Annotated in this window: 11 protein-coding genes and 1 pseudogene; 3 read left to right on the forward strand and 9 right to left on the reverse strand. The window is 68.2% G+C overall.

Going from position 1 to position 14370, the window contains the following annotated elements; genetic code table 11:
• Positions 1-23: 23 nt before the first annotated feature.
• The 4 genes from GLP40_RS10595 to GLP40_RS10610 all read right to left on the reverse strand — a co-directional run bounded on the left by GLP40_RS10595 (position 24) and on the right by GLP40_RS10610 (position 4365).
• A complete protein-coding gene (locus tag GLP40_RS10595) occupies positions 24-863 on the reverse strand; it encodes a family 43 glycosylhydrolase (RefSeq protein WP_154787642.1) in 840 nt (279 codons plus the stop codon).
• 120 nt (positions 864-983) lie between these two features.
• Positions 984-1727 (reverse strand): succinate dehydrogenase/fumarate reductase iron-sulfur subunit, encoded by a 744-nt coding sequence (locus GLP40_RS10600; RefSeq protein WP_328289970.1) that lies wholly within the window; start codon positions 1725-1727, stop codon positions 984-986.
• Between the two features lie 14 nt (positions 1728-1741).
• Positions 1742-3676: a fumarate reductase/succinate dehydrogenase flavoprotein subunit gene (locus GLP40_RS10605; RefSeq protein ID WP_154787644.1), complete on the reverse strand. Its 1935-nt coding sequence runs from the start codon at positions 3674-3676 to the stop codon at positions 1742-1744.
• Between the two features lie 2 nt (positions 3677-3678).
• Positions 3679-4365, reverse strand: a complete 687-nt coding sequence (locus tag GLP40_RS10610; protein ID WP_328289971.1) for a succinate dehydrogenase cytochrome b subunit — start codon at positions 4363-4365, stop codon at positions 3679-3681.
• Positions 4366-4575: 210 nt separating this feature from the next.
• On the opposite strand from GLP40_RS10610, the gene GLP40_RS10615 reads away from it, so the two are divergent.
• Entirely contained in the window at positions 4576-5535 is a 960-nt protein-coding gene (locus tag GLP40_RS10615; protein WP_328289972.1) for a LysR family transcriptional regulator, read from the forward strand.
• A gap of 234 nt (positions 5536-5769) precedes the next feature.
• Entirely contained in the window at positions 5770-6009 is a 240-nt protein-coding gene (locus GLP40_RS35045; protein WP_407671565.1) for an aldehyde dehydrogenase family protein, read from the forward strand.
• Here GLP40_RS35045 and GLP40_RS10625 read toward each other — a convergent pair.
• Together GLP40_RS10625 and GLP40_RS33710 are read right to left on the reverse strand one after the other, a co-directional pair.
• A complete protein-coding gene (locus GLP40_RS10625) occupies positions 6006-6767 on the reverse strand; it encodes a tyrosine-protein phosphatase (protein ID WP_154787646.1) in 762 nt (253 codons plus the stop codon). The genes GLP40_RS35045 and GLP40_RS10625 overlap by 4 nt on opposite strands.
• A 598-nt stretch (positions 6768-7365) precedes the next feature.
• Positions 7366-8913 (reverse strand): annotated as a pseudogene (locus GLP40_RS33710) (pyruvate, phosphate dikinase); the annotation flags it as partial.
• Between the two features lie 297 nt (positions 8914-9210).
• Between GLP40_RS33710 and GLP40_RS10635 the strand changes: the two are divergent.
• Entirely contained in the window at positions 9211-10779 is a 1569-nt protein-coding gene (locus tag GLP40_RS10635) for a FadD3 family acyl-CoA ligase (RefSeq protein WP_328289973.1), read from the forward strand.
• A gap of 262 nt (positions 10780-11041) precedes the next feature.
• On the opposite strand, the gene GLP40_RS10640 is transcribed toward GLP40_RS10635, so the two are convergent.
• The 3 genes from GLP40_RS10640 to kstD all read right to left on the reverse strand — a co-directional run bounded on the left by GLP40_RS10640 (position 11042) and on the right by kstD (position 14359).
• Complete coding sequence (locus GLP40_RS10640) at positions 11042-11857, reverse strand: SDR family NAD(P)-dependent oxidoreductase (protein ID WP_154787648.1); 816 nt, start codon at positions 11855-11857, stop codon at positions 11042-11044.
• Positions 11858-11946: 89 nt separating this feature from the next.
• Complete coding sequence (locus GLP40_RS10645) at positions 11947-12678, reverse strand: glucose 1-dehydrogenase (RefSeq protein WP_154787649.1); 732 nt, start codon at positions 12676-12678, stop codon at positions 11947-11949.
• A gap of 1 nt (position 12679) precedes the next feature.
• A complete protein-coding gene (gene kstD, locus GLP40_RS10650; protein ID WP_154787650.1) occupies positions 12680-14359 on the reverse strand; it encodes a 3-oxosteroid 1-dehydrogenase in 1680 nt (559 codons plus the stop codon).
• Between the last annotated feature and the right edge of the window lie 11 nt (positions 14360-14370).

A 14370-nucleotide genomic window follows, 5' to 3' on the forward strand; every position in this document is an offset into this window, starting at 1 on the left:
CGGGTCAAGCGGGAAGCGCTCCGTCATCGGGCGAAGAGCAAGCGGGCCAGCGCGACTCCGCCCTGTCCCCAGCCCGCGTGGGTGATCCAATGGGCGCCGTCGTAGGTGATCACCTCGGCGGCGTGGGCGGGGACGTGCCCCACGCGGTCGGACGTGTCGAAGTGAAAAGGGTTGTCGCTGCGGAAGATCTCGGTGCCGGCATAGTCGGGGCGCGGACCGATCAGGAGATACCAGGCGTCGGCGTGGCGCAGCACGAACGGAGATTCGGTATTGCCCGCGCCGGTTCCGGTGGCCGGGTCGGTGTAGGCGATGCGCCGGTCGCTCCAGTGCAGCAGGTCCGGGCTGGTGCGGTAGGCGACGATGTGGTTACCGCCGGTGGGGGCGCTGGTGGCGCAGTAGTACATGACCCACCGATCGTCGATGCGCCGCACCATGGGGTCACGGGCGTCGTAGCCGTCGCGGAACACCGGGCTGTCCGGGTGCCGGGTCCAGTGGAAGAGGTCGGTCGAGGTGGCCAGGCCCATACCCGTTGCGGTGCGGTCGGTTCCGCCGCCGTCGTAGAACATGAAGTAGCGGTCGCCGTCGTGGACGACGAAGGGTGCCCAGAGGTGGGTCTCGCCACGCTCGCGGTCCACGGTCAGGGCGGGCGGGTGCTTGGTCCACGGGCCGTGCGGGTCGTCGGCGGTGGCGTGCGCGAACTCGGTCTCGTCGAACGGGTCGGGGGGTTCCGGATGGGTGATGCCGAACAGATGCCAGCGCCCATCCGCATCCTGGATCAGGGTGTGATCGTTGATGTACCAGCGCCGATCAGGTTCGCTCGGGTCATAGATGTGCCGGAACTCCCCCGCCCGCACGCCGACCATATCCGTCCTCCGCCCAGGAGTTGATTTGCCCCGATTCCACTCGAGAAGGGCTCACGCCGGAACTCTCGCTGCGAACCCTAGACCTCGCCCTGCTGCTGGGTCGGAAGTTGAATGAACGGGTCAGCGGGGTTTTCGGGCGGCGCGTAGGAAGTCGTGGTTCAGGCGGCCGATGACGTCCTGGGGGATTTCCTTCGGGCAGGCGAGGGTGCACTCGCCGGTGTTGGTGCAGCCGCCGAAGCCGGATTCGTCGTGGGCTTCGACCATGTCGACGACGCGGGAGTACCGCTCGGGCTGTCCTTGTGGAAGGAGGCCGAGGTGGGTGACCTTGGCGGCGGTGAACAGCATGGCCGAGCCGTTGGGGCAGGCGGCGACGCAGGCTCCGCAGCCGATGCACTCGGCCGCCTGGAAGGCGAAGTCCGCGTCGGGTTTCGGCACGGGGATCGAGTGGGCCTCGGGGGCGGTGCCGGCCGGCGCGGTGATGTAGCCGCCGGCCTGGATGATCCGGTCGAAGGCGGAGCGGTCGACCATCAGATCCTTGATGACGGGAAAAGCCTTGGCCCGCCACGGTTCGACCGTGATCGTGTCGCCGTCGGAGAACTTTCGCATGTGGAGTTGGCAGGTGGTGGTGGCCTGTTCCGGGCCGTGCGGGGCGCCGTCGATGACGAGCGAGCAGGCGCCGCAGATCCCCTCGCGGCAGTCGTGGTCGAAGGCGATCGGCTCCTCGCCCGCACCGGCGAGCCGTTCGTTGAGGACATCGAGCATTTCCAGGAATGACGCGTCGGGCGAGACCTCCACTCGATAGTCGACCAACCCGCCCTTGTCCCCGGAGCTGCGCTGCCGCCAGATACGCAGTGTGAGTTTCACTTTCGATATTCCTTTTACTTGTAGGAGCGCGTGCTCGGCTGGACGTACTCGTAGGTCAGCGCTTCCCGATGCAGCGTCGGCGGCTCGCCGCCGTTCCATTCCCACGCGGCGACGTAGGAGAAGTTCCGATCGTCTCGGCGGGCCTCGCCGTCCTCGGTCTGCGACTCGGCGCGGAAGTGCCCGCCCGCGGATTCGGTGCGGTGCAGGGCGTCGATGACCATGAGCTCGGCCAACTCGAGGAAGTCGGCCACCCGGCCCGCCCGCTCCAGCGACTGGTTGAGGTCGTCCCCGGAGCCCGGCACGGTGACCCGCTCCCAGAACTCCGCGCGCAGCGCGGGAATCAGGGCGAGCGCCTTACGCAAACCCGCCTCGGTCCGTTCCATGCCGCAGTACTCCCACATGATGTGGCCGAGTTCGCGATGGAAGGAGTCGACCGTGCGGTCGCCGCGGATCGACAGCAGCTTCGCGATCATCGCGGTGACCCGGGTCTCGGCCGCCTCGACCGCGGCGGCGGGAACCTCCCCGACCGGACCGCGGGCGAGATAGTCGCCGAGCGTGGTCGGCAGGACGAAGTAGCCGTCGGCCAGGCCCTGCATGAGCGCCGAGGCCCCGAGCCGATTGGCGCCGTGGTCGGAGAAATTGGCCTCACCGATCACGAACAGTCCCGGAATGGTGGATTGCAGGTCGTAGTCCACCCACAGCCCGCCCATCGTGTAGTGCACGGCGGGATAGATGCGCATGGGCATCTCGTACGGGTTCTCGCCCGTGATCCGCTCGTACATCGTGAAGAGGTTGCCGTACTTGGCTTTCACCGCCTCCGTCCCGAGCCGCCGGATCGCGTCGGCGAAATCGAGATAGACGCCGAGCCCGCCGGGCCCCACGCCGCGCCCTTCGTCGCAGACGTTCTTGGCCGCCCGCGAGGCGATATCGCGTGGAACCAGATTGCCGAAGGCGGGATAGATGCGCTCGAGGTAGTAGTCGCGCTCGTGCTCGGGAACGTCCGCGGGTCTGCGGTGGTCTCCAGCGTTTCGGGGCACCCACACCCGACCGTCGTTGCGCAGCGACTCCGACATGAGCGTCAGTTTCGACTGATGCTCCCCCGAAACCGGGATGCAGGTCGGATGAATCTGAGTGAAGCAGGGATTGGCGAAATACGCGCCGTGTTTGTGGGCCCGCCAGGAGGCCGTGACGTTCGAGCCCATGGCATTGGTCGACAGAAAGTAGACATTGCCGTATCCGCCGGAGGCCAGCACCACGGCGTCGGCGGTGTAGGACTCGAGCGCGCCGGTGATCAGGTTACGCACCACCACGCCCCGCGCCGCCCCGTCGACCATGATCAGGTCGAGCATCTCGTGCCGGGCGTGCAGCTCCACGGTTCCCGCGTCGACCTGCCGCAGCAGGGCCTGGTACGCGCCCAGCAGCAACTGCTGCCCCGTCTGGCCGCGGGCATAGAAGGTGCGCGAGACCTGGGCGCCGCCGAAGGATCGGTTGTCGAGCAGGCCGCCGTACTCGCGCGCGAATGGAACGCCCTGCGCCACACACTGATCGATGATCGCGTTGGAGATCTCGGCCAGCCGGTGCACGTTCGACTCACGCGACCGGTAGTCGCCGCCCTTGACCGTGTCGTAGAAGAGGCGGTGCACGCTGTCGCCGTCATTGCGATAGTTCTTGGCGGCATTGATCCCGCCCTGCGCGGCGATCGAGTGTGCCCGGCGCGGAGAGTCCTGGAAGCAGAACTGGATGACGCGATAGCCCTGTTCCCCCAGCGCGGCCCCGGCCGAGCCTCCGGCGAGACCGGTGCCGATAATGATGACCGTCTTCTTCCGCTTGTTCGCGGGGTTGACGAGTTTGGCCTCGAACTTGCGCGTGGTCCAGCGATCGGCGATCGGCCCGGCCGGCGCCGCGGTGTCGGCGATCGGCTCGCCGGTGCTGAAAAGGTTTTCGTTCATGGCTATTTCACCCATCCGAAGGTGACGGAGATCGGGACGGCGAGGAAGCCGACGACCAGCAGGGTCGAGACAGCGGCCGCCAACAGGTCGTAGCGGGAGTAGCCGCGCCCGGCCGAACCCAGGGTCTGGACGGCGCTGCGGATCCCGTGTCGCAGGTGCAGGCCCACCATGACCACGGCGACGACGTAGAAGAGCGTGACGTACCAGTGGGACGGCGCGAAGTCGGCGACCACCTTTTCGTAGGGAGTCGCGTTGTCGCCCTGGGGATTCACCGCGCCGAAGGTCAGATCCAGCAGGTGCCAGACGAGGTACAGCGCGATGATGACACCGCCCCACCGCATGGTGTGGACGGCGTAACCGTGAGCCTGCGATTTCTTCTTCGCCGCGTACCCGACGGGCCTGGCCCGGCGCGCCGTGCGGGCGAGCGAGATCGCCGACCACATGTGGAGGATCACGCTGGCGGAGAGGACGACCTCCACTACCGTCAGCAACCCCCTATGGGGAAGCGCAGGCTCCCCGACCGTGCGCAGCCACTCGGCGTAGTGGTTGAAATCGGACGCGCCCAGAAACACTTTGAGATTCCCGGCCATGTGGGCGACCAGGAACAGCACGAGAATGCCCCCGGTCACCGCCATCACGGCCTTCTTGCCCACCGTCGTGCGGTAGAGCTCAGGTATTGCGACAGCCACCAGCGGAAAGTACGTCCGGCCCGCGCGGCCGGTCCAAGTCCGCGACGATCTGGTGTCCATGACCGTGGTCTATGGACCGAGCTGCGACCGGAATTACGACCGCGAGTAGTGAATTCGGGGCGTGAAGGATTTCACACGGAACCGCGGACCCGGATGTGATCATCGCCTCGGAATCATAGAGCCGCAGTTCATAGTCCTAGGCTATCGCCTGTGCAGTTGCAGCAGTTGTCGTATTTCCTGGCCGTGGCGCAGACCAAGCACTTCACCCGGGCCGCCGACGCGCTGGGCGTCGCCCAGCCCTCACTGTCCAAGCAGATCCGGACATTGGAAACCGAGCTCGGCGCCTCGCTCTTCAGCCGCGCCCGGGGCAATATCGCCCTGACTCCGGCGGGTGAGGCGCTCCTCCCGCTGGCCACCCGGATCCTGGCCGATGTGGATACCGCGCGTCTCGAGGTACAGGAGCTGGCGGGACTGCGGCGCGGGCGGGTGCGCCTCGGCGCGACGCCCTCGCTCTGTTCCGGTCTGCTGGCCGATGCCCTGCGGCGCTACCACGATGCGTACCCGGGGATCAGGTTGCTGGTGGAGGAGGGTGGCTCGCGTGATCTGGTGCGGCAATTGACCAGGGGGGCACTCGATTCGGCCCTGGTGATCCTGCCGCTCGCCGAGGACACCCCGCTGGCCACCACACCGATCCTGCGCGAGGATCTGGTCGTCACCGCCAGGATCGACGACACTTCGCTGCCCAACCGTCCCCGCCTGCGCGTTATGGACCTGCGGGACCGGCCGCTGGTGATGTTCAGGCCCGGATACGACCTGAGGGAAGCGACGATCGCGGCTTGCCGGAACGCGGGTTTCGAACCTCGCTTCTCCGTCGAGGGCGGCGAGATGGATGCCGTCCTGCGGTTCGTGGAGGTAGGGCTCGGGATGGCGGTCGTGCCGAGTACGGTGCTGGCCGGACGGCCGGGGCTGCGCGGGATTCCGCTGTCGGGCGACAGCGGGCGCGATGGGCACGGACTGCACCGTACGGTCGCGCTCGCTCATCGCAAGGATGTCACCCCCACGCACGCGGCCGGAGCATTCCGCGCCACGCTGGAGAGGTTCGTCCGGGAGGCCGCCGCGAGTGGCGGCCTCCCGCCGGGGGTCCGGTCGCTGCTGCCGGAGACCGAGTAGGACTTCGTCAGAGCTCACGGTCAACCGAATCGGTTACGGCGCAATGCGATTGGCCGCACAGAACCCGGCTCCGAGCACCATCCCCCTGCCCAGCTGGAACTGAACGTCGCCGCGGCCCGGATACCGCTGTCCGACAACCAGTTCGAGCGGCTCTCGGTTATCGCTGCCGCGTGCACGCCCTGATCGGACCGACGTAGTGGATGGTTACGTCATGGTCGGCGTCGATCGACAGATGTGGCGGCGGGTCGCGCGACGCTGGAGGTTCTCTCTCCGCACGATCGATCGGTCATCGGGCGAGCAGCGCAGGCGCAACCCGTCGACGTGGACCGCGCCATGGCGGCGGCGCATGCGGCTTTCGAAAGCCGCGCGTGGCGCGACACCCCGCCCTCGAGCGAATCGCATCGCAGCGGCGGTTCGATAAGCTGCGCGAGGCCGAGGCCGACCGGATCGCCGAACTCATCACCCGAGAACTAGGAGATCAGGGTGTCGCGGAGGCGCCGGAGTTCGGGGGCCGAGAGACCGTTGGCCAGTAGCCATTCGGCAGCGCCGCCGTGTTCGGCGTAGAGGTTCTTCAGGAAGCCGAGCATGACGTCCGGGGAGACCGCGAGGATACCGGTGTCGGTTCGCGGGAGTCCCTCGTAGGAGGGGAGAGCGTCGAGGCGGTCGCGGACTCTCTGCATGCGCTCGTTGGTGAGGGCGTAGTCGTGGGCGATCGCTTCGGCGGGGACACCTACCGCGTCCAACAGCACTGCGGCGAGGACGCCGGTGCGGTCTTTGCCCGCGGCGCAATGGAACAAGACCGAGTGGCGGTCGGGGTCGATGATGAGGCGGACGGCCTCGACGATGTGCTCGCCGCTGCCGCCGAGCAGCTGGCCGTAGAGCTCGGTGAGGTCGACGCGGGTCTTGTCCGGGACCAGATCGCGTGCCGCCAGCGAGGATCGGGGCGACTTCCGGATCGGCAGGCTCGCGATGCGGAGGTCGGCGTCGGCGATCAGGCCGTAACCCTCGCGTTCCACCTCGTCGGGCAGGCGCAGGTCGATGACCGTGCGCAGGCCCAGCTTCCCGACCAGGTGCGACAGGTCGTCGCAGGTGGCCTGTTGCAGAGTGGACGAGCGCAGAACGATGCCGAAACGGGTTGTACCGCCGTCGATTACCGGAAGTCCGCCCAGATCGCGGACATTGTCGATCTGGGCGAAGTCGATCCAGCGGGCGGGCATGGAATCAGTGGGCACGGCCGGCCGCCGCCTCGTCCGCGCGAGTCAGGCCGCACAGGCCGATGAGGTCTTCGTGCAGTTCGAACCAGACGGTGTGGTAGCTGTCCATGATGGGGCGTGCCACGTAGGTGTGGTCGCCCTCGGCGATGCGCTCGACGGCCCGGTCCAGGCGGTCCAGGTAGCGGGACAGGCGGGGAGCCAGGTCACCGAGGCGGGCGATGAGGGCGCGCAGGCGGTGGTGAGCGTCGTCGAGGCGGGCCAGGACCCCGGCGTCGTAGTCGGTGTCGGCATGGTCGTTGACGGTGGCCGGGTCCTTCATCTGCCAGTCGGTGATGATGACCTTGAGGTCGGCGTTGAAGACGCAGAACTCGTCGTAGGCGGTGGTCATGGCGGCCGGGTCGACGGTTCGACGCTCCTCGGCGAGGAGCTGCTCCAGGCGGGAGCGGCCCTCGGGGGTGATCCGGAAACCGGCAGGCGTGGTCGCGCAGTAGCCCGCCGCCACCAAACCCTCACAGCAGGCGGCGATTTCGGCGGCCTCGGCGAGGAGGCTGGCGGCCAGGTTGTCGGCGTTCACCCGGCCCTTGATGCCGATCAGGCGCAGTACGGCCAGTTCGGTGACGGGAGCGTTCACGGGAACCTCCTCCTGCTCAGCGTCTTCGGGAGCGGCGCCGCGCTGCTCGAGGCGATCGGCCAGCCGCGCGCTGTCGACACCCGCCCACTGGGCGAGCTGGTGGACGTCGTCGAGCACTGCCTGTTCGACCGGCTTGGCGACGACTTCGCCCGGCAGCACGAGCCCGGCCCCGCCGTCGACGGTGACGGTTCTGCCGGTGAGCGTGTCGACGACGCCGGGCCCGCAGCCGACCACGCACGGGCGGCCCAGTTCACGGCTCACCAACGCGGCATGGGAAGTGGTGCCGCCCAATTCGGTGACGATGGCCCGCGCCGCGATCATGCCGTGCAGGTCGTCGGGGCTGGTGGTGGGGCGCACCAGGATGACGTCCTCCCCCGCCTCCGCGCGCGCCTCCGCCTCCTCGGGATCGGTGACGACCACGCCGGAAGCCAATCCGGGACAGGCGGATTCGCCGCGTGCCAGCGGCATGTGGCCGCCGGTGTCACCGGAGGCCGGGCGCAGCACCTCGCGCACCTGCTCGGCGGTGACCCGGTCCAGGGCCTCGTCGGCGCTGATCAGCCCCTCCTCTGCCATGACGACCGCGGCACGCACCGCGGCTCGGGCCGAGCGCTTGGCCGAGCGCGACTGCAGCAGCCACAGGGTGCCGGATTCGACGGTGAACTCCACGTCCTGGATGTCGCGGCCATCGCGCTCCAGCAACTGCGCGGCGGCGATGAGCCGCTCGTGCACCGCGGGCTGGGTGGCCGCCAGGTCATCGAGGGGACGCGGGGTGAGACGGCCGGACACGACGTCCTCGCCCTGCCCGCCGACCAGCCACTCGCCGTAGACGGGTCCGTCGCCGGTGTTGGGGTTGCGGCTGAAAAGCACTCCGGTGCCGGATGATTCGTCGAGATTGCCGAATACCATGGCCTGCACGGTGACCGCGGTGCCGAGGGTGTCTGGCACGCCGCGATTGGCGCGATAGGTTCTGGCGCGCGCGGAATCCCAGGACCGGAACACGGCCTCGACCGCGCCGCGCAGCTGCTCCCACGGGTCGGCCGGGACCACACCGCTCTCGTCGCCGAGCACCGTCTCGCGGTACTGGTGCACGAACCGCCGCCGGGTGTTCTCGGCGTAGGCCGAATTGCGAGTCTCGGCCGCCAGCGCCTGCCGCACCGCATCGGTCATGCCGAGGTTCAGGACGGTGTCCATCATGCCGGGCATGGAAATGGCCGCGCCCGAGCGCACCGACACCAGCAGCGGCCGTTCCGCCGATCCGAAGCGCCGCCCGGTGCCGCGCTCGATCATGGCGATGCCCTCACGCACCTGCGCCCAGATCTCGTCGGCGATCGCGCCGCGCCGCGTGTAATCGGCCCACCCGTCGGTGGTAATGACGAAGGCGGGCGGCACCGGCAAACCCAGTGCCCGCATGTGGTCGATGCTCCACGCCTTGCCGCCGATCTTGTCCCGCGACAGTCCGCACGCGCCGTCGAGTTCGACAACGGTGACCGCGCCCTGATCCAGCCGCTGCGCCAGCTCCGTTCCGGCCGTCATGTCACTCCTCCGAGATCCTGAATTCATCCGCACTCCAGCGCTTTGCCGCTGCTCGAGCGGCCTGCCGGGCAATATCCCGTCCCCCCGACGGAACCACTGCATCGAGCGTGCCGCGTGACCGTTCCCACCCCCAACTCCCATCCCGATCACCGGAACGTCGGCGCGTTCGCGGGCATGCGTATGGCACGCCCGGTCAGCGGGATGGCATGGCGAAAATGGGCATCGGTCCTCGGAGCCTGGGGCAGGATGGGCGAAATGGATCGGCGGCACTCGGGCGGAAGCTCAGCGGTCGGACCCGTGACAACCATTCCGGCCCTGGTGGCGGAGCGGGCGCGGCGGTATCCGGACGCGGTGGCCATTGCCGGACCGGCCGGGCGGCTCACGTTCGGCGAACTGGCCGAGGAGGTCGCCGCGGTGACGCGGGCCGCCATGGCCTCCGGTCTCGAGGTCGGCGATCGGGTCGGGATCTGGGCCCCCAACAGCGTGCGCTGGATCGTGACCGCGCTCGGAATGCTCAGCGCGGGCGCGACTTTGGTGCCGATCAGCACCCGGTTGCGCGGGGCGGAAACCGCGGAGGTGCTGGCGCGCGGCCACGCCCGGGTGGTGTGCACGGTGCAGGAGTTCCTCGGTCTGGACTATCCGCGCATGCTCGCCGAATCCGGCCGTCCGCTACCGGATCTGGAGCATCTGATCCTGCTCGACGACGCCCGCGGCGAGGGTGACGCGGACTGGGCCATCAGCTCGTGGGAGGGATTCCTGGCCCGCGGCATCGTGATCGGGCCGCAGTCGGCGCAGGAGCGCATGGCCGAGATCGAGCCGGATTCCATCTCCGACATCCTGTTCACCTCCGGCACCACCGGTGCGCCCAAGGGCGTGCTCTGCACCCATCGGCAGAGCCTGGAAGTGTTCTCCCAGTGGGCCGAGGCGGTGACCCTGCGCCCCGGCGACCGGTATCTGCTGGTGAATCCGTTCTCGCACACCTTCGGATACAAGGCGGGCATTCTGGCCTGCCTGCTGCGCACCGCCACCATGGTGCCGATGGAACGCTTCGACACCGCCCGCGCGCTGCAACTCATCGACTGCGAACGCATCACGGTACTGGTTGGTCCCCCAACGCTTTTCACCGACCTACTGGCCGCCGACCATGACAACTACATGCTCGGCTCCCTCCGCCTGGCGGGTACCGGCGGCGCGACCATCCCCACCGAACTGGTCCGCCGTATCCGCGAGGACCTGCGGATCCCCTACGTCTTCACCGCCTACGGCCTCACCGAATCGATCGGCGTCGTCTCCATCTGCCCGCCGGACGCCCCCACCGAACTGGTCGCGGGCGCCGTGGGAAAAGCGCTGCGCAGCAGTGAGATCCGCATCCTCGACGGCGACGGCAAGCCGGTGGAGGCGGGCGAGCCCGGCGAGATCACCGTCAAGGGGCCGAATGTCATGCTCGGCTACCTCGACGATCCGGAGGCCACTGCCGCCGTCATCGACGAAGACGGCTACCTGCACACCGGGGACGTCGGAACCCTCGACGGCGACGGCTATCTGCGCATCACCGACCGGCTCAAGGACATGTTCATCGTCGGCGGATTCAACGCCTATCCGGCCGAGATCGAGCGAGTCCTGATGCAGCACCCGGATATCGACGATGTCGCGGTGATCGGCATCCCCGACGACCGGCTCGGCGAGGTCGGCCGCGCGGTCGTGGTCCCCGCCGACGGGGCAGCGGCGGATCCGGCCACCATTATCGAGTGGTCGCGCAGCCGCATGGCCGGCTACAAGGTGCCGCGGGAGATCACCTTCGTCGACAGCCTGCCGCGCAATGCTGGTGGCAAGGTGCTCAAACAGCGACTGCGCGACCCGGCCTGATCAGTTCCCCGGCGCCGGGCCGCCCGCCCGGCGGTATCGGTGCGCGATCGCCGGTTACGCCGGCGTCTGCGGCGGATCGGTCATCGGAACGATCGGAAGTTTGCGGCTCACAGCAATCAGATCACGCTACGACAGCCAGCCCCGCACCGTTCGGTGCGGGGCTCGTACGGGCATGACGGAGGCATGCCTGACCCACCCACTCGCCCTCGGTTCGTGTCCGGGTGCGGAACGCACCGGGACAACGGGAGCTCCGGGGCGTCGGTCAGATCTCCTTGCGCATCTGGGCGGTCAGCGGCTTCATGTAGCCCGAGCCGAGCAGGCGGCGCATGAGGTTCATGGCTTTGGCGTCCTTGCCGATCAGGATGAGCGGCTTGTTCTTCCGAATGCCGTTGACGATGGTCTTGGCGCAGTCCTCGGGGCTGGTCTGGGCCAGGCGGTCGAAGTTGGCGGCCAGGTCGTCGCGGTCGCGGGTGGCGGCGGCGCGCGCCTTCCAGGCGATCTCGGTCTTGATCATGCCGGGGTGGATGCTGGAGACGCCCACATTGTGACCGGCGATGATCATCTCCTGACGCAGCGCGTCGCTGATGGCGTGCATCGCGTACTTGGAGGAGCTGTAGCCACCCTGGCTCGGGCAGGCCACCAGGCCGAACATGCTGGAGACATTGGCGACGTGCCCGTCACCGGAGGCGATCACATGCGGCAGAAACGCCTTCACACCGTGCAGGGTTCCCCAGTAGTTGATGCCGAAGATCCATTCGAGATCTTCCCACGAGACTTCCTCGATATTGGCTGTCAGCGAGACGCCCGCATTGTTGATCACGGCATTGACCTTGCCGAAATCGGCCACCACCTCGTCGGCGTGGGCGTAGACGGCCGCCCGGTCGACCACGTCCAGTCGGTAGGCGCGAGCCTTGGCGCCCTCTTTCTCACACAGCGCCGCGGTCTCCGCGACATTGTCGAGATTGCGCCCGGACAGCGCGAGTTGCGCACCGTTGCGGGCCAGCTCCAGGGCCAGCGCCCGGCCGATGCCCGCTCCCGCACCGGTGATGACGGCGACCTTGCCGTGGAAGTCCTTCATAAGTGTTTCCTTGTCTCGCTTCGCGATTACGCTCGAGGAGTTCGCAGGGGCGTCCCCCGAGAACCCGAGGAGTCCGGGTGGCCGACGCCTTACTCGGTGGTGAAGCCGCCGTCGGCGATGAATTCCGAGCCGGTGCTGTAGGAGGAGTCGTCGGAGATGAGGAACAGCACCAGATTGGCGAGTTCCTCGGGGGTCGCCGGGCGGGCGATGGGCTGATTGGCCGCGATATCCGCCGAACGCGCGGAGGCCGCGACCATGTCGGTCGCCACGATGCCCGGATGCACGGAGTTGACGCGGACATTGTCGGCCGCGAATTCCTGCGCGGCCGTTTTGGTCATGCCGCGCACGGCCCACTTGGAGGCCACGTAGCCCAGGATGTTGGAGTAGCCGATCAGGCCGCCCGTCGAGGAGATGTTCACAATGGAACCCACCCCGGCCCGGCGCATGGACCCGATCACGGCCTTCATGCCCAGGAACACGCCGACCTGGTTGACGTCGATCACTGTGCGGTAGTCGGCTTCCGAGAGCTTCTCGATCGGGTCGACGTGCACGATGCCCGCGTTGTTGACCAGGCCGGAGACCGGCCCGAAGGCCGACTCGGTCTGCGCGACCACGTGGTTCCAGGCGGCCTCGTCGGTCACGTCGAGCGGGAAGAACCTTGCGGCGTCACCGATTTCGGCGGCAACGGCCTGTCCGGCGTCGGCGAGCACATCGGTGATCACCACCTTCGCCCCCTCGGCGGCGAGCTTGCGAGCGAAGGCCGCCCCCATGCCGCGCGCACCGCCGGTGACGACGACGACCTTCGAATCAACCCGTCCCATATCAGTTCTCCTGTGCCGCTGCGGATTCCGCGTCCGCCAGGTGGTTGGCCGCGATGTAGCCGAACACCATGGCGGGTCCGATGGTGGCGCCCGCGCCGGCGTAGTCGTTGCCCATGACCGCGGCGGAGTTGTTGCCCGCCGCGTACAGACCGCGAATGACCTCGCCCTGGTCGTTCAGCACACGGGCGTGCTCGTCGGTGACCAGCCCACCCTTGGTGCCCAGGTCACCCGGCACCATCTCGACCGCGTAGAACGGGCCGCGCTCGAGCGGGGCCAGGGTCGGGTTGGGCTTGACGGTCGGGTCGCCGTAGTAGCGGTCGTAGGCCGAGTCGCCGCGTTGGAAGTCCTCGTCGCGGCCCTTGCGGGCGAAGCAGTTGAAGCGCTCGACAGTGGCGGTCAGCGTCTCGGCCGCAACGCCCAGTTTGTCCGCGAGTTCGGCAAGGGTGTCGGCCTGCTTGATGATTCCGGCGTCGAAGTACTTCCGGGGCAGCGGCCGCTTGGGGAAGTTGCCCAGGAACAGATACCGGTCGCGGAAGTTCTGGTCGAAGATGAAGTGCGCTGGAATGCTGCCCGGCACCTTCTTCTCTTCCTCGTACATGGTGTGCACGACATTCACGTACGGCGCGGACTCGTTGACGAAGCGCTCGCCTTTCGCATTGACCACGATCGCACCCGGCTGCGAGCGCTCGGCCAGCATGAAGAACGGCGGCCCGTCGGGATTGCGCACGGACGGACCCCACCAGGCGTCATCCATGAGATCGACGGCCGCGCCGACCTTCTGACCAGCCACGATGCCTTCGCCGACATTGTCGGTCGCGCCGACGGTCCAGCCGGTGTTCTGCGGCCCGTCGATGTACCGCTCGCGCATCTCCAGGTTGTGCTCGAAGCCACCCGCCGCCAGCACCACGCCGCGGCGCGCCCTGATGGTCACCGGACGGCCCTGGTGCTCGGCGCGAATGCCGACCACGGTGTCGCCCTCCACGATCAGGTCGGTGAGCGGCGTGTTCAGCCACACCGGCACACCCGCGTCCCGCAGCGACAGCCACAGCCGGGCGGCCAGCGCCTTGCCCAGGCTGAGCGGCTTCGCGCCCTTGATCAGGTTGAGGGCGGTCTGCGCGCCGACCTTCATGGCGGTCTTCTTGCCGGCCCAGGTGCGGGCGATCATGTTCAGGTCGTGGAAGTCCTTGACCGTAATGGCGATGCCCTTGGGCGCGGACATGGTCGGCTGGTTGATCTTGTGCAGGTCCCCGCCCAGCAGTCGGCCGTCGATCGGCTTGGGCTCGATGCTGCGGCCTTGCGCCAGGCCGCCCGGGAATTCGGGGTGGTAGTCGGAGTAGCCGCGGTCGTAGGCGAACTCCCAGTGCCGGGAGCGAGCGCCGATGTAACGGAACATCTCCGGGCCGTGCTCCAGGAAAGCACGCTGCTTCGCCTCCGGAACCCGTTCGCCGACAACGGCTTTCAGATAGGTGCGGGCGAGTTCCGGGCTGTCGGGCACGCCCGCGGCCTGTAGCACCGGGTTGTTGGGCACCCAGATGCCGCCGCCGGAGCGCGCGGTGGAGCCGCCGAACAGGCGGCTCTTCTCGATGAGTGTCACCGACAGCCCGCGGTAAGCGGCGGTCAGCGCGGCGGTCATGCCCGCCGCGCCGGAACCCACGACAACGACGTCGAATTGGAATTCCATGAATCTCGATC

The sequence above is a fragment of the Nocardia aurantiaca genome (assembly GCF_009708175.1).
GTDB classification, from domain to species: Bacteria; Actinomycetota; Actinomycetes; order Mycobacteriales; family Mycobacteriaceae; genus Nocardia; species Nocardia aurantiaca.